Below are 15756 nucleotides of genomic sequence, written 5' to 3'. Positions count from 1 at the left end.
GTTGGTCCGCTCGACTTGCATGTATTAGGCACGCCGCCAGCGTTCGTCCTGAGCCAGGATCAAACTCTCCAATAAAGTGTTTGATTGCTCATTAATGTAAAACTTAAAAATTGATCAGGGTTCTTTTAAAAAGACCCGTTTCACGCTTGGCTTTTGTTCAGTTTTCAAAGAGCTGATTCGCCCATGGATGGGCTAACTTCGATGATAGCGACAGAAATCGCTGCCTTTTATCGAAGATTGTTTAGTTATGGTGTCTTCTTGCGACTCTTAATATAATATCATCATACGCCTAACTTGTCAAAGCTTTTTTTCATAGATATATAATGTTTTTTCAAGAGCAGCAAGAACAACTATATCACTATGTCATTCCCGGTGCAAGCATTTTTAAACCAAGAAAAAAGAACCAGATTTCAACCGGCTCTTTCATAGTTTTATAGTAAGACAAAACATCCATCTATAGTATGATTTTATGAATTGCTACTAGTGCAATCAAACCAGGTATGCCTAAAAAACCCGACACAGAAGCCGTCGCTATGTTGATCGGAATATGAAGGTCGATAGCCGTTCCGAATGCATTGAGGAAAAATAACAACAATGCTCCAATCACCAGCTTGATGACCCCTTGTCCGATCCATCGTAATGGTTTTAACGGCGCGCCGATGAATAATAACAATATAATCAAACCGCAAACGATCGCAAATACCCAGAACGGATCCATACAATATCCTCCTTACAGGTTGTCTCATAACCATGATTATGTTGAAGAGGACAAAAAAAGAACGGGAAGCTGTTAAAAACTTCTCGTTCTGATATTCCGGATTTTTGCTTCTCGAAGTAAAAAGAAATACTTGGCTTTTGCTAACTTCACTTCATATAAGACTTGTTCTGACGGTTCTACACTGTTTTCGATCAGATCTTTCTTTGTCAGCCATTCTGTCCGGATCGTTTCGATAGAATTTAACAGACGTTCATTAGCTTCATTACGTAGTCGGCCTTTTCGACTGAAGAACACGATGCTGCTCGCCTCCGTGGATTAGATTTCTCTACGACCTTCCAGTGCGCGAGATAATGTGACTTCATCTGCATATTCCAGATCTCCTCCCACAGGCAGACCATGGGCGATACGCGTTATTTTGATGCCAGTCGGTTTTACCAGACGGCTGATATACATAGCTGTCGCTTCACCTTCGATATTCGGGTCCGTCGCCATGATCAGTTCTTGGACCGTGTCATCTTGCAGACGTTTGATGAGTTCTGCTACTTTTATGTCTTCAGGACCGATCCCTTCCACCGGGGAGATCGCCCCGTGCAGGACATGGTATAGCCCACGGTATTCTTTCATTTTTTCCATTGCGATGACATCTTTGGAATCATGAACCACACAAATTGTCGTTTGATCCCGGCTTGTGTCTTCACAAATCATACAAGGATCACGATCGGTAATGTGATGGCAATTCGAGCAATAGGTGAGATCCCGTTTTGCATTGACTAATGCTTTTCCAAATTCAAATACGTCGTCATCTTTCATTTCTAAAACAAAAAAAGCTAACCGTACTGCTGTTTTGGGACCGATACCTGGAAGTTTCATGAAACTATCGATCAATTTTGAGATCGGTTCAGGATAATGCACTGCAATTCCTCCTAGTGAAAGGGACGACCGGCGCCGGTTATAAATACTCAACGAGCTAATTCATAGGTCATCCTTTTAGAGCACGGTTTAGGCTCTTGTTAGTGTCTAAAAAGAGGCTGACGCTTTTCATTTTGGTCAGCCCCTTTATTACACTTGAAGAAAGTATAAGATACTTTCCTTCAGTATAAGTGCAACTAATGGCTCAGCCTACGCCTATGGCTTGGCTTTGCTTTAGATCTTAAAACATTCCTGGCATGTTCATTCCTTTTGTGAATTGACCCATGTCTTTGTTTACAACTTCATCAACTTTCTTCAATGCATCATTAGTAGCCGCTAGGATAAGGTCTTGTAGCATTTCAACATCATCCGGATCAACGGCTTCTTCTTTAATGACGATATCAATGATCTCCTTATGTCCATTTGCGGTTACTGTTACCATTCCACCGCCAGCGGTTCCATCAACTGTCTTATCCTTCAATTCTTCCTGTGCTTTCATCATTTGTTTCTGCATTTTCTGCATTTGCTTCATCATGTTATTCATATTGCCCTTCATTTTACTTCCTCCTTTTATAAATCAATCTTCTATTTCTACAAATTCAGAACCGACGAGCTTGATAGCTTCATCAACGATCGGGTCTTCTGTCTGTTGCTGTGGTTCTTGATCCGCCGGTGGGTCAGATCCTTCTGAATCGTCAGGCTCGGATTTCCGTTGTGACTGGATGTACGATTGTTTCACACTCTCCCAGTCTTCCTCGAGGATCGTCATCATTGTCATTTGGCGACCCATTGTTTCAAATACGACGGATTCGACGCATTCCCGGATATTATCCTTCACTGCCATCTGACTGTGGAGTTCATGCTGGAAGGCAAGCAAAAATGAGTCATTCGAACAAGCGACTGGAGTCGCGTTGATCATCCACGCATGGGCGTTGACCATCCTTGATTTGATCCGCTCCATGATGTCACCCCATTTTCCTCTGAAAACCTGGAGATCCTTTTTGGAAGCGCCTTTTAGCATTTCTTTAATCCGACCGGTAGACGCTTTCGATTTCGGCGTCCTTGATTGGAATGTCCGTTTCTGCACTTCGGGTTCAGCCTGCGTCGTTGAAGAGGAACTTGCGATTCCTTGTTCTTTCAGCGTACGCAGTTCTTTTTCAAGCTTTTCAATCCGATTGACAAGTGGGCCAACATCGTTGGAGACGCTTTGTGATGCCGGTTGCTCCTCTTCTTGACAGAGCTTCACGATCGCCAGCTCCAAATGGATCCGAGGGTGATTCGTCCATTTCATTTCTTGCTGTGCATTGTTCAAAACATCGATGACCCGATAGATCCACTCGCCTGGAATTTTCTGCGCAAGATCGGCAAATTCCTGGTCGACCTGCGCCCGGTCAAGCACTTCTTCTAAATTAGGAGCCGCTTGATAAAGCAGCATATCTCGGTAATAAAAGATCAGATCATTGATGAACCGGATTGGGTCTTTCCCGTTTTCCATCAAATGATCAATATGCTTGAGTGCATCGATGACATTATTCTCTTGAAATGCTTTCGTCAATTCAGACAAAAGAGATTGTGAAACGGATCCTGTTACAGCCAGAACATCATCGGTGGTGACAGTATCCTCACTATAGGATACCGCTTGATCCAGAATGCTCAAAGCATCCCTCATTCCACCCTCGGCTGCTCGAGCTACAAGATGGAGGGCCTCATCCTCTACTTGTACACCTTGGGAATCAATGACCGTCTTCATTCTTGAGACAATCGAATGACTAGTGATCCTTCTGAAATCAAACCGTTGACACCTTGAAATGATCGTCAGAGGAATCTTGTGGGGCTCTGTGGTCGCGAGTATGAAGATGACATGCGCCGGTGGTTCCTCAAGCGTTTTTAACAAGGCATTGAAGGCGCCGATCGTAAGCATATGTACTTCATCAATAATATAAACCTTGTACTCGACCGCACTTGGCGCGTATTTCACTTTGTCCCTGATATCACGAATTTCGTCAACCCCATTGTTCGAAGCCGCATCAATTTCGATGACGTCAGAAACAGAGCCCTTAGTAATGCCGATACATGCGTCACATTCATTACACGGTTCAGCAACGGGAGCCTTCTCACAATTCACTGCTTTCGCAATGATTTTGGCAGCACTCGTCTTACCAGTTCCCCGTGGACCACTGAATAAATAGGCATGGGATAGCTTTTGCTGTACTAATGCATTTTGCAAGGTCTTCGTAATATGTTCCTGGCCGACCATATCTTGAAATTGTTGTGGTCGATATAATCTATATAAAGCTTGATAAGCCATCCGCACGCCCTCCTTTTTCGATAATAATCATCCTTCTTATTATATCGATTACAGACTGGTTTTTCAAAGCAGAAATAAAGAAAGCTTGGCAAAGCCAAGCCTTTGGCGCAGGCTGAGCTTTAGATCCACTTATCTTGAAGAAAGTATTTAATACTTCTTTAAATGTAAAGAAAAGCACGAGGACCTTATTTATAGAATCGCAAAATTCACCATTCCAATAGAAAAAACACTCACCCCATTATGGATGAGTGTTAATATGTAAGTTTAACGCCGTGCACCTTTCTTCGATAAAGCCTTCCTAAGCGTTACGCTCGCAGTTAGCTCGATCCAGGCAACCCCGCGGCACACAGAGAGGACCCACTTACTGCTGCTTCCTTCCGGACCTGACAGGGTTCATGGGGCTCCGTTGCGCAGGACCCGGATGTCAACACCACTTACGAACGGCAGGCCTTACGTCAGCTAACCTCGGAAAGGGATTCAGTCTCGCTATAGCGGATTGCGAGTACAGGACACCGCTACCTTCCCACCTAGCACGGCAAAGTTGATAACATTGTTAGGCGCAATCAAAATGCGCACTTTTTAGTATACGCCCGATTGCCTTTAAAATCAACTGTAAAATATTTGAATGGAGGAGGCGAGAGGATTTGAACCCCCGCGACGCACAAACGCCCTAACTGATTTCGAGTCAGTCCCCTTCAGCCAGACTTGGGTACGCCTCCATCGTTTACAGCTGAAAATGCTCACCGTTTTGACGGCAGCAAGAAACACTATAACACGATTTAACCAAGCCATCAAGTAAAGGGATCCGACTTTTTCTCTTGCTTTTTTCTATGGCGCAAGTCTCGAAAAAATGATGAAAGCATCTCACCGCATTCCTCTTCCAATACACCGGACGTGACAATCGCCTGGTGATTGAACCTTGGCTCGTCCAATAAATTCATTAAGGTTCCTGCGCAGCCGCCTTTCGGATCACAGGCTCCATACACTACTCGTTCAACCCTTGAAAGGACGATTGCTCCTGAGCACATGGGACAAGGTTCAAGCGTGACATACAACGTGCAACCTTCCAATCGCCATGTTCCTAGCGCTTTACATGCTTCATCAATCGCGATCAATTCAGCATGGGCGACAGATCGCTGTTCGGTTTCACGTAGGTTATATCCTGATGCAATGATTTCTTCATCTTTTACAACCACGGCCCCGATCGGCACTTCTCCGATAGAAGCAGCTTTTTGTGCCATTTCGATTGCTTTTTTCATAAACATTTCATCTATCGATTGGTACATTGTATATCTCCTTAATACCAAAGGTTATATACACAACATTACCTTAACACCTGTCATTAATACAATAGTAGCCTCATGGAATTATAAGGCTGCATCGTGTGCATAGGATTTGATGGCGGCGCCTTTATTATCGATACTCAGGTTCTGGACAAGCATATGTGGTAAGGCTTGATGCAATTTATAATACAGCCAGTTGGCTTTCTCCTCCTCGACAAAACAGGCAATCGTCGGGCCCGCCCCACTCAAGGCCACGCCGAAAGCACCATTCTTATCGGCGATTTGTTCGACTTTTTCATAATGCGGGAGAAGCTGTTTCCGATAAGGCTGATGATAGAAATCACCTTTCATCATTCTCCCCGCAACTTTCCAATCTTGTTTCAATAAAGCTGCGATCAAGACATTTGATACTGCACCTGCTTTGACCGATTCTGAAAAATGTATCTTCTCAGGAAGCACTTCACGGGCTTCTTCTGTTTTCAGTTCTTCTTTCGGCGTCACGGTTATGACGGATATAGGTAAATCATCAATGTGTTGGAGTTCGATTCCATCGTCCGTCTCACACGCGATGACGAGCCCGCCATAAAGGGATGCTCCTACATTATCAGCATGACCTTCATACTTCGCTGCCAATTCAAGCTTTTTCTTTTTGGGTATACCTAAATCTCCTATCGTATCAGCTAACTCAATACCAGCGACAATGGCCGCTGCACTCGAACCTAGGCCTCTTGTCAAAGGGATATCACTTTTCACTTCGACTAGACACGGGGGAAGTTCGATTCCATATGCATTGGCCGTGTCTAATGCTGTTCGCACGATGAAGTTGGTTTCATCGCTCGGAAATTCCTCTAAGGAAGGTGAGAGAGCTTTCACTTCCCATAAATGATGCGAAGATACAGTCAATGTCAAATAGCGGTCAAGGGCTAAGCCAACCGAATCGAAGCCTGGGCCTAAATTGGCTGTACTTGCTGGAACTTTGATCCGCCAATTCTTCATGATTGTACAGTTCCTTTGATATATTCCGTAACGACCTCTGGATCTTTTGGGAGCTTGACAGGCTGTACTGGGCTCTCTGTCATCGCCGTAACTGGGTCTTTCAGTCCGTTACCTGTCAATACGAGCACGACCCTCTGACCTGGATCAAGCTTGCCTTGAGCGTGGCGTTTCCGAATACCGGCAAGTGATGCACAAGAGGCCGGTTCCGCAAATATACCTTCCGTTTTGGCAAGTAATTGATAGGCTTCAACGATTTCGGGATCACTCACTTCATCGATGTTCCCTGTGGACTCTTCTACTGCTGAAAGAGCAAGTTTCCAACTGGCAGGGTTACCGATCCTGATTGCCGTTGCAATGGTTTCGGGTTGAGCGAAAACACGGTCATGGACGATTGCAGCCGCTCCCTCTGCTTCGAAACCGATCATTTTCGGTAGTCCTGAGTTATTCGATTGGTGGTATTCTTTAAAACCTTTCCAATAGGCAGATATGTTCCCTGCATTGCCGACTGGAATCGCTAAAATGTCCGGTGCTTCACCTAGCTGCTCACACACCTCGAAAGCTGCGGTCTTCTGGCCTTCGAGTCGATATGGATTAACCGAGTTCACGAGTGTCATGGCTTCTTTTTCACTCAGCTCACGTACAATTTCTAACGCCTCATCAAAATTTCCTTCAATCGAAACGATTTCTGCACCATACATGACTGCTTGTGCGAGTTTACCCTGGGCGATTTTCCCATCTGGTATGACGACGATACATTTCATTCCAGCCCTGGCGGCATAGGCTGCTGCTGAAGCTGATGTATTCCCTGTCGAAGCACATATAACAGTGTCACTCCCTGCTTCCTTCGCTTTCGCAACCGCCAGGACCATTCCGCGGTCTTTGAATGAACCAGTCGGATTTGCCCCTTCCACTTTTGCAAAAAGTTCAACACCGAGCTCTTTTGAGAGTGTATCAAGCCTGATGAGGGGCGTATTACCTTCATTCAAAGTCAATTCAGGTGTCTCTTCAGTTACAGGTAAAAAGGATCGGAATTCTGATAACAAACCGCCCCATCGTTTCATCAAGCATCTCCTCCTTCTACACGATACGTACTTTTCACAAATTGAACACCTTTCAAATCACGCAGCTCCACAAGGATTTTTTCAAAACTCTTCAATGATGTTTTATGAGTCACCAGGACGATTTCGGCTTTTTCCTCTCCAAGAGGATTTTGCAGTACTTTTTCAAAGCTAGCCCCGTTTTGTGAAAACACCGAAGTAATGCTCGATAACACACCGACCTCATCCTCTACATGAAGACGTAGGAAATGCTTCGAATAGATTTCCTCGTCGTCCTTCAGCTGCTTCAGGAATTGAGGACTTACTGCGCTTTTACCGTTAACACCGAGGCGCATGTTCTTCATCACACCAACAAGGTCAGATACGACTGCAGTAGCCGTCGGAAGACTTCCTGCCCCAGGTCCGTAAAACATCGTTTCACCAACCGCTTCCCCGTATACGTATACCGCATTATATTCATCATTCACTGAGGCTAATGGGTGGGATTCTTCCAGCAATGCAGGTTCAACGCTCACCTCTACCCGGTTCCCTTCACGATGTGCATATCCGATTAATTTCATGATATATCCGAATTGCTTTGCATATTGGAGATCTTCTTCCGTGACTTCTGTGATGCCCTTCAATTTGACATCATCCAAGTCGATGTTCATGGAGAATCCTAATGTTGAGAGAATCGCCATTTTACGGGCAGAATCCAGTCCACCGACATCAGCCGTAGGATCTGCTTCTGCAAAGCCTAATGCTTGTGCTTCAGCGAGGACATCGTCAAACGATCGTCCTTCTTTTGTCATCTTCGTTAAAATGAAGTTGGTTGTCCCATTCACGATCCCCATCATTTTCGTGATCCGGTCTGATGCAAGGCCATCTACTAATCCTCGTAAAATTGGTATACCTCCCGCGACACTTGCCTCATAGAAGAGATCACATTGGTTCTCAGATGCAAGCGAAAGCAGTTCTGGCCCGTAAACAGCCATCAAGTCTTTGTTTGCTGTCACGACATGTTTCTTATGAGTGAGTGCCTTTACTAAATGCTCTTTTGTCTCTTCGATATTTCCCATCACTTCAACAACGATATCGATTTCCGGATCCAAAAGAACCTCTTCGGGGTCTAACGTGAGAATGGAGGTATCAATATCTACATCTCTCACTTTATTGATCTCTTTAACGAGAGCTTTTTTGATTTGTACCGGACATCCGATTTGATGCATAAGTTTATCCTGATGACTTTCAATGACTTTAACGACCCCGGATCCGACTGTGCCTAATCCTAATAACCCTACAGATATTGATTCCATCCAACCAACCTCTCTATTGTTTTTCTAGTAAATACATTTGTCTTTCATTAGAGGACATTATATTGGAGATTCCGACCTATGACAATAGTTGATTTTTGGCTTTTTTCATGTAAGGGTTTTCTTTCGCTCTATATCAACGAAAACTTTTTTGCATTTTTGTGAAATTCATCTTAATAAAGATTACCTTTGGAAAAATACTCGCTTTCCACGAGAGTCTCGTATATTTCCCTACTTCTCAAATCAAAAGTTGTTTCCAATTGTGTTTCCAATTGAACAAACTATAAAAAACCAGCCTAAACAAAAAAGCTGCTGAAACGGACGGTCGTTTCAAACAGCTTTCATGATCTTGTTATTCCTTATCTTCAAGTCTCAATTCCCGTCGGTGGACAGCACCTTGCTTTTTCAATGGGGTAAACTGTTTTTCTTCTGAAACCTGTTTCATAGCTTCAGCTTCAGATTTGACAGGCTTATGGTCGACCCTCCAGTTTTCAGTAACTGTCTTGATCCCTTCTAGCATGAAATTCATCGCAAGGATCGTCAGTGCAAAGAAAGTGATTGGAACCAGTACAATCCACGGACTGACAGTCAAGTGCCTCATCCCGTCTCCAATCAAACCAGACCACTCATATGAAATCGACTGGGGTGGGTCCCGAAAATACGGATCGAAGCTCAAATTGGTTCCTCCAAAGAATACTTTGAAAAATCCAAGGTGAGCTAACACAAGCATCGTTTGTACAAGTTGTTGCATGAAGATGATCCATAGTTGCGGTTGGATATGCGGTCTCACATGTTTCCAGAGAATATGAAGCCTGCTTCCGCCGATGATCTTAGCTCCATCGATGAACTCGTGATTATAGATTCTTCCCATCTCATTTCCGATCAGAATCGATGACGGAGGAACCGCAATGAGAGCGAGAATGATCACCTCGATCCAAACACGTTCCCAAAACGTATAATCAAATCCAGTAGGAATTTCGACCAGGAATGGTGTCAATATGAATAACGCGAGCAACGTGACCGGAACATAGTTGAATACGTCGACGACCCAGGTTACATACTTCCTGAACCTGAAAAAATAAGCCCCATATAGAATACCGAAAACCATAGAGGTCAGTAACCGGATGAATGCGATCAATACAGCGAAACCGATCGTATATTTCGCTCCTACTGAAATCAAATGAGTCATATGGAACCCTTGAACATTCGTCCCCAGTGGAATATCTACTCTAGGCGCGATCGGTGAACCTTCTACCGCTCTTCCCTCTTCGTAACGTATTGGTGTTTGTGCAATCTGATTATCCCATATGAACGTGTGCAGCAAACTGATCGTACATAAACCAATAATGAAGACGAAGCCGATCAGGAAATATCCATTCTTAAAGAGTCTCTTGAGCATCTACATCACGACCTTTTCATTCGTAAATCGTTCAAGCAGCCACTGACCTAATGCGAATAATAAGAAGATCGGAATGAAAGTCGCCAGCAGACTCCATGCAAAAATGATCGGATTCAAGTAATCCAATAAAAAACGCATGATGCCATTGATGTTAAAAATATATTCAAGGATCAACAGGTTCGAAAGCATGAACCAAATCACTGTTTTCGAATAATTCAATAGGCTCGCCAATGCATTTCGTAATACATGGATGATCAATATCTTCTTCGGGAGTACTCCTTTAGCCTTCGCCAATTCGACGTATTGCTTCTCCAACTCCCCTTCCACGATTGAAATCATGACTTTGAAGTATTGGATCATCGGTAAAATTGCTAGACAAAAAATCGGCAATAGATAAATAGGTTCGCCAGGTAATGAGGCAATTTCAAAAAGTAACAGTCCGGTCTTTTTATATAACCAAACGACAGTCAGCTGGCACATTATGATAATCAGGAGATCCGGGAGGGATTCCAGGATGAATGTTCCAACTTTTATTTTTTTAATCCACTTTGACGGGAGCAGCATCGTGATGAACGTCAAGAAGGTTGCCATGATAAGGGCAAGTAAAATCGCACCCACCATTACAGTCACAGAATACGTGCCGATATGGATGAGTTGCGGTAATAATTTCCGGTCAGTACCATCGGTGTTATAGGTAACCTCTTGTATATTGAAAATACCTGAAATGACCTCACTAATGCTTTGAAAATAAGCTAGCCAATTCAAATGGAACGAGCCCCCTGAAGGCAAAAGCGTCGGCAAACCGGCCATCAGTATGATTCCGATGACGATACATATGAAACGCAACATCTGGTTGCCAATGAATCTCATATAAACCCCTCTTTTCTCCCAACCCAGAAAATCTAAAACACTCTCTATTTGTCCATCCAAGTTATATGATCTTGATTTGTCGATTTGACTCCGCGTAATAATGTTTGTTGAGTTTGTGTATGATCATAGATTCCTTTGTGGTCGAAATTCTCGACGATTGTGATATCAACCGTATAATCATTCCACGGGGCACCGATTTTGTTCAATTCATCTTTATGTTGATACAGTTCCGATCCTTTGTAGAACATCTTTTCAACGGTTTCTTTTATATCGGATTTACTTGCATTTGGTACGACATTGATATTTAACAGCACATATTTTTTATTCTTTGAAACAGAAACATATTCAATCGTTTTATTTTCTTCTTTTGCGATATGTGAAATGCGATTCAATAAGGGGAGACTTGTTACTTCTCTACCTGTGTCCACTAGTTGTAGGAGATCCCCATCACTTCGATCTTTTTGTTGGGGCGGTTGCAAAATGAAACTGATTGAAAAGACAAGTAGAAAAAGACAAACCGAGATACTTAATGCAGGCTTCACCATCCACATATACGTTTTGATGAATGATGGTTTCTGCTGCTCTCGAATACGTTTCATGATATTCTGCTTTTTATCTTCTGAAAATCGTTTCTTTTGATACACAGCCTTTTCCATGATCTTATCTAGATTTTTCAGCTTATCTTCCATCCGCTTCCTCCCCTTTCTCTAATTGTACGCGCAGTAATTTCCTCGCCTGGAACAATCGAGACTTTAATGTGGAAGTCTTTATATGGAGCATTTCGCTTATTTCATTAAGGGACATTTCTTCTTGATAAAATAAAATGATTAATTCACGATATTTAAGCGGTAATTGTAAGATTTTATCGGCTAGTTGGTTATATTCATCTTCTACGATCAGGCGAAGTTCCGGAGTCTGATCGTTACTTTCTTGTTTGAAAAAAGTGAATGGATTCGCAAACCATATATTCCGGTGCGCCCAGCTTTTTAAATGATCTTTACATCGATTCACAGTGATCTTATATAGCCAATTCTTCAATGAACCTTCCCCGCGAAAGGTTTCAAGCTTCGAATAACAGGTAATGAATACTTCCTGTACGATATCCTCTGCTTTTCCCCAGTCCTTTACATATGTATAAGCCACACGGGTTAAACGGTCTCCGAAGTAATCAACAACCTCTTCCATAATCTCTTCTTTATGTAAACGAAGGCTTTCTAAACTGAACGTTTGCTTTTCCTGCAGAACCTTACGGAAGTTTTCCATTTCTGACCCTCCCCCTGAATTGACCTTTCCTTATATAGACGAATAAACACTTGATCGGTTGAAAATTTTTTGAACATTTTTACAAACATTGTTAATTAGAGTGTAGCATACTACTTATGACCTAACTTGAAGTGCACAGAAAAAAAGCTGCCGGCACATTAGGGTGCAGCAGCTTTCTCGTTCATGCTTATTCTGTATCATTGATGAATTCTGGTTTTTCAAGACCAAGTGATTCGTAGATTGAACCTAGTGCTCCTTTAAATTCTGTCAAGATGTTCTCCGATGCTGCTTTCGCTTTATCTAACGCTGCATTTGTATCTTCATTTTCGAGGTCGTCACTACGGGCTTCGAATCGATCAGCTAAATTGTTGAGTGACTGATTCAAATCCTCGCTGTAAGATTCAAGCTCTGCAGGTATATTCATGTTCCTAAGTTTTTCTGCCAACTGCTGGCTGGATTGAGAAGCTTCATTTTTTAAAGCTTGCAATTCTTCATTGCTTACATTTTCCGTTTTCACTTCAACAGTCTGTGCGAATTCTTTGAAATCATCATCGTATTCACTAATTAACGAGTTCACTTCGTTTTGAAAGTCTTCGAGTGATGCTTTCACCTTCTCATCATCTACTTGGACTTCATTATCTTCTGAATTCCCAGTACTGTTTCCTTCTTCACTTGAACATGCAGATAATATGAGAGCACTGAACAAACAGCTCAAAAGAAGAAGCCAGAACTTCTTATTCATCATCTTTCACCTCCTATCAACTTATCTACAAAGTTAATTCCTTATTGCTGTCATTTTTAAACAAAAGGTTGTTTTCGCAAACTTTGTTGTTCTTGAAAGTCGTTGATTAATTAAAAATGACTTAAAAGCAACAATCTTTTAGAAAAGAGCCTTAAACAAAAGGTTTAGGATATAAAATAAAACCACCTATCAAAAGATAGATGGTGAATGATGTAACTATTCTAATTCAGACTTGAAGGCAGGTGCTAATAGATCAAGTTCTTCAAATGGTTTACCGAATTTCTTTTCGAAGCTTGCGAACAATTCCTCTGCTTCTGCTTGCTCGTTTTCGGCAACTTCAAGTGATACATTGTCTGCACGCTTTTCATAAGACTTGGCAGCATCTTCAAGTGCTGATTGAAGATCTTCTTTGTATTGAGATAGCTCTTCAGGAATCTCCATTCCACGAATTGCTTCTGCAGCTTTTGGTCCTGCCGCTTGTGCAGTTTCCAGAGCAGCTTGAGCTTCCTCTTCTGATGGTTTCTCTTCCTCAGCAACTTCCGGGTCGTTCATTTGTGCTTTGACTGCTTCAAATTCTGCAAATGGTTTATGATTTTCTTTCAAAACATTGATCACTTCAAGTTGGAAATCCAATAGGTGAGACTTCAATTCATTTTTATCAATCTTTTCTCCACCCTCATCTTTCGTCCCGTTTGCTGAATCATCATTTCCGCAAGCCGAAGCAAACATAAGTAAAAAGAGCATTGAAAAAGCTAAAATTTTCTTCATCATTTATCCCCCTTATATGATTTACTAGCAAGTGATAGTGTAACGGAATTGGAATTGTTTGTAAATTAGTTAATCTATTCAAAATTATCAGGAAACGGGACAGGACTCTGAAACGTCTATAGAGAAAAGAGGTGGGCAATGAAACCATTATACAAAAACTTAATTCTACTCTTAGTTTGTCTAGGTTTAGCAGGGTGCAGCGGAAATTTATTCTCGATTTTAGATCAAGCAGAATTGAGGCCGCCAGAGGCTGTTGTATTAATTGGAGAAAAAGAAATCCCGCATAAAAAAGGGTCTTTCTGTTGGCAGTCAAACGGGCAAGGGGTATGTGCCGATACTGCCGGGGCTGAAGCGTTGACAAGTGATACAAAGCCCACATCTGTACCAAAAGACAGCTTGATTAAAATCAACTATGAAGAAGAACCAAGCGGCATCCATGTTGTATATCTGAAAGATGGAACTGAATACAAAAGGTTCAGTGACAAATTTGATTTCAAAATGCCTTCTGAACCTGGAAACTATGTAATCGAGGTACTTGCAAGATGGAGAGACCGAGGGGATCAGTTCATTGCATTTAAGGTTAAAGTGGATGATTGCATTGTTTCATGTGGAACAAAAAAAACGTCCCTCCTAGAAACGAAAGAGACGATCAAGTTTCAGCTTCTTTCTTTAGAACATTCCAGTAGCGACAAACTTTTAGAAAACAGCCTATGTATAAAACAATTGTAGCAGGAATATAAAAAAGTTCATGTGGCTATAGCTACATGAACCCTTTAACCACCTTGTTTTTCCTTAATTTACCTCAAATTGCTTTGAATAAAAAAACCGCCTCTATTCATACTAAACTCAAGTGGTAAATACCTCCACTTATTCCTAGTAGAATAGAGGTGAATTGACATGGCACAAAACAACAACCAACAACTAGTTGTTCCTGGAGCACAAGCAGCGATCAACGCTATGAAAACTGAAATCGCTTCAGAATTTGGTGTACAACTTGGACCTGACACTAGCTCTCGCCAAAACGGTTCTGTAGGTGGAGAGATCACTAAGCGTCTAGTTCAACAAGCGCAAGCTCAATTAGGCGGACGTTAATCTCACGTCTATCTTGCTAGCGCCTCCTCTTGGGCAAAAGGGTCTCCCTTATCATACGGGAGATCCTTTTTATTTTTTCGCAAATGTTGTTGCTCTTGAAAGTCGTTGATTTCCGCTCCAGGATGCTCGCTTTCCGCGGGGCGTGCGGTGAGCCCATTCGTCGCTTTGCGACATTGAATGATCTCACCTGTCCCGCTGATCCCGCTGGAGTCTCGCACCTTGCTCTCCAATCAACTTGCACAAGGTGAGTTTTTATAAATGACTCAAAAGCAACAATCTTTTAGAAAAGAGACAAATATTTTTATGTCTTTTCTTTTTGTGACGTACGATTTGTACGAAGAAGGAAATTATGAATGTGACGATCACTAAACTCACTAAGATCATTTCTTTATGTCTGTAAAGTTGAACTACACTTTTGAAAAACATATCTCCTTTTTGAACTGCATACAGAGGACCATTGTAACCGTACACCTCATATATGATCAGGTACCAGATGATGTTCAATGTAGAAAATACGATACCAGCAAGTATGACGAACAAATAACACCGTTTTAGAATCAACCCCATAGGTTCTCCTTAACTTTGATAACTTTATTTCTCTCTACCATGTTTAGGTAATGATTTCCATTTGCAATTAAAAAATTAAAACGCCTTCCCTGGAAAACTGGAAATGCGTTCTTCAAAATCATTACTTATATTTATTTTCATGGCGGCCCCGGCAGGAATCGAACCTGCGACGCACGGTTTAGGAAACCGACGCTCTATCCACTGAGCTACGGGGCCGAAAGCTTTATCTTAGTAAGATTGCTGAGATATAGTATACAAGGTTTATCTTTGATATACAAGGTATTGTCCCATTTTCAAACCTAAGATTTTTCATTTAATACATAATTTCTAATTTTATTATCCCTGCGGCGGCGACAGCCTCCTTGTCAGTTTTTCAGTGATCTACGTGCCTAACCGGGTCGCTTCCGCTTTTCATTAGCCTGCCTGGAAAGGGAGTGAATTTCGAACCAAATCAACATAACTGACCTTAGGAAGGGTGAAGAAATCAACAA

General features: G+C 42.2%; 19 protein-coding genes, 2 tRNA genes, 1 rRNA gene and 1 other RNA gene. 2 read left to right on the top strand and 21 right to left on the bottom strand.

The window, feature by feature from the left end; translation table 11 throughout:
* The 18 genes from ACTWQL_RS23555 to ACTWQL_RS23470 form a co-directional block, all read right to left on the bottom strand.
* Nucleotides 1-75 (bottom strand): 16S ribosomal RNA (locus ACTWQL_RS23555); the annotation flags it as partial.
* 379 nt (nt 76-454) lie between these two features.
* On the bottom strand, nt 455-718 hold the full coding sequence (locus ACTWQL_RS23550; protein WP_443144799.1) for a pro-sigmaK processing inhibitor BofA family protein: 264 nt from the start codon (nt 716-718) through the stop codon (nt 455-457).
* A 72-nt stretch (nt 719-790) separates the two neighbouring features.
* Nucleotides 791-1012 carry a YaaL family protein gene (locus tag ACTWQL_RS23545; RefSeq protein ID WP_443144798.1) on the bottom strand — a complete coding sequence of 74 codons (222 nt, stop codon included), beginning with the start codon at nt 1010-1012 and terminating at the stop codon, nt 791-793.
* A 21-nt stretch (nt 1013-1033) separates the two neighbouring features.
* Nucleotides 1034-1630: a recombination mediator RecR gene (gene recR / locus ACTWQL_RS23540; RefSeq protein WP_443144797.1), complete on the bottom strand. Its 597-nt coding sequence runs from the start codon at nt 1628-1630 to the stop codon at nt 1034-1036.
* 238 nt (nt 1631-1868) lie between these two features.
* Complete coding sequence (locus ACTWQL_RS23535; protein ID WP_443144796.1) at nt 1869-2183, bottom strand: YbaB/EbfC family nucleoid-associated protein; 315 nt, start codon at nt 2181-2183, stop codon at nt 1869-1871.
* A 21-nt stretch (nt 2184-2204) separates the two neighbouring features.
* A complete protein-coding gene (gene dnaX / locus ACTWQL_RS23530) occupies nt 2205-3935 on the bottom strand; it encodes a DNA polymerase III subunit gamma/tau (RefSeq protein WP_443144795.1) in 1731 nt (576 codons plus the stop codon).
* 270 nt (nt 3936-4205) lie between these two features.
* Nucleotides 4206-4471: signal recognition particle sRNA large type (gene ffs, locus ACTWQL_RS23525), an RNA gene on the bottom strand.
* Nucleotides 4472-4561: 90 nt separating this feature from the next.
* Nucleotides 4562-4654 (bottom strand) — tRNA-Ser (locus tag ACTWQL_RS23520).
* A gap of 72 nt (nt 4655-4726) precedes the next feature.
* Complete coding sequence (tadA, locus tag ACTWQL_RS23515; RefSeq protein ID WP_443144794.1) at nt 4727-5221, bottom strand: tRNA adenosine(34) deaminase TadA; 495 nt, start codon at nt 5219-5221, stop codon at nt 4727-4729.
* An 81-nt stretch (nt 5222-5302) separates the two neighbouring features.
* Nucleotides 5303-6214: a homoserine kinase gene (gene thrB, locus ACTWQL_RS23510; protein ID WP_443144793.1), complete on the bottom strand. Its 912-nt coding sequence runs from the start codon at nt 6212-6214 to the stop codon at nt 5303-5305.
* Nucleotides 6211-7275, bottom strand: coding sequence for a threonine synthase (thrC, locus tag ACTWQL_RS23505; protein WP_443144800.1), 1065 nt, complete (start codon nt 7273-7275; stop codon nt 6211-6213). The genes thrB and thrC overlap by 4 nt, the downstream gene beginning before the upstream one ends.
* Nucleotides 7275-8567 (bottom strand): homoserine dehydrogenase, encoded by a 1293-nt coding sequence (locus ACTWQL_RS23500; protein WP_443144792.1) that lies wholly within the window; start codon nt 8565-8567, stop codon nt 7275-7277. Before ACTWQL_RS23500 ends, thrC begins: the two co-directional genes overlap by 1 nt.
* A 349-nt stretch (nt 8568-8916) precedes the next feature.
* Nucleotides 8917-9963, bottom strand: a complete 1047-nt coding sequence (locus ACTWQL_RS23495; RefSeq protein ID WP_443144791.1) for an ABC transporter permease — start codon at nt 9961-9963, stop codon at nt 8917-8919.
* Nucleotides 9964-10833: an ABC transporter permease subunit gene (locus ACTWQL_RS23490; protein ID WP_443144790.1), complete on the bottom strand. Its 870-nt coding sequence runs from the start codon at nt 10831-10833 to the stop codon at nt 9964-9966. It lies immediately after the preceding gene.
* A 44-nt stretch (nt 10834-10877) separates the two neighbouring features.
* Nucleotides 10878-11522 carry a hypothetical protein gene (locus ACTWQL_RS23485; RefSeq protein ID WP_443144789.1) on the bottom strand — a complete coding sequence of 215 codons (645 nt, stop codon included), beginning with the start codon at nt 11520-11522 and terminating at the stop codon, nt 10878-10880.
* The gene (locus ACTWQL_RS23480) at nt 11512-12096 is read right to left on the bottom strand and encodes a sigma-70 family RNA polymerase sigma factor (protein ID WP_443144788.1); all 585 of its coding nucleotides are present in this window, start codon (nt 12094-12096) and stop codon (nt 11512-11514) included. Before ACTWQL_RS23480 ends, ACTWQL_RS23485 begins: the two co-directional genes overlap by 11 nt.
* 187 nt (nt 12097-12283) lie before the next feature.
* The gene (locus ACTWQL_RS23475; RefSeq protein WP_443144787.1) at nt 12284-12841 is read right to left on the bottom strand and encodes a hypothetical protein; all 558 of its coding nucleotides are present in this window, start codon (nt 12839-12841) and stop codon (nt 12284-12286) included.
* Between the two features lie 213 nt (nt 12842-13054).
* Nucleotides 13055-13606, bottom strand: coding sequence for a hypothetical protein (locus ACTWQL_RS23470; protein WP_443144786.1), 552 nt, complete (start codon nt 13604-13606; stop codon nt 13055-13057).
* Nucleotides 13607-13744: 138 nt separating this feature from the next.
* Between ACTWQL_RS23470 and ACTWQL_RS23465 the strand changes: the two genes are divergently transcribed.
* Together ACTWQL_RS23465 and ACTWQL_RS23460 are read left to right on the top strand one after the other, a co-directional pair.
* A complete protein-coding gene (locus ACTWQL_RS23465) occupies nt 13745-14335 on the top strand; it encodes a hypothetical protein (RefSeq protein ID WP_443144785.1) in 591 nt (196 codons plus the stop codon).
* Between the two features lie 168 nt (nt 14336-14503).
* Nucleotides 14504-14698 carry an alpha/beta-type small acid-soluble spore protein gene (locus tag ACTWQL_RS23460; RefSeq protein ID WP_221569303.1) on the top strand — a complete coding sequence of 65 codons (195 nt, stop codon included), beginning with the start codon at nt 14504-14506 and terminating at the stop codon, nt 14696-14698.
* Nucleotides 14699-14706: 8 nt separating this feature from the next.
* On the opposite strand, the gene ACTWQL_RS23455 is transcribed toward ACTWQL_RS23460, so the two are convergent.
* The 3 genes from ACTWQL_RS23455 to ACTWQL_RS23445 form a co-directional block, all read right to left on the bottom strand.
* On the bottom strand, nt 14707-14916 hold the full coding sequence (locus ACTWQL_RS23455) for a hypothetical protein (RefSeq protein ID WP_443144784.1): 210 nt from the start codon (nt 14914-14916) through the stop codon (nt 14707-14709).
* Nucleotides 14917-14950: 34 nt separating this feature from the next.
* Nucleotides 14951-15265: a hypothetical protein gene (locus ACTWQL_RS23450; RefSeq protein WP_443144783.1), complete on the bottom strand. Its 315-nt coding sequence runs from the start codon at nt 15263-15265 to the stop codon at nt 14951-14953.
* Nucleotides 15266-15405: 140 nt separating this feature from the next.
* Nucleotides 15406-15481, bottom strand: a tRNA-Arg gene (locus ACTWQL_RS23445).
* Between the last annotated feature and the right edge of the window lie 275 nt (nt 15482-15756).

The organism is Pseudalkalibacillus sp. R45, assembly GCF_052246725.1.
In the GTDB taxonomy this organism is placed as follows: Bacteria; Bacillota; Bacilli; order Bacillales; family Fictibacillaceae; genus Pseudalkalibacillus.
This window is presented reverse-complemented; position numbering and strand designations above follow the sequence as displayed.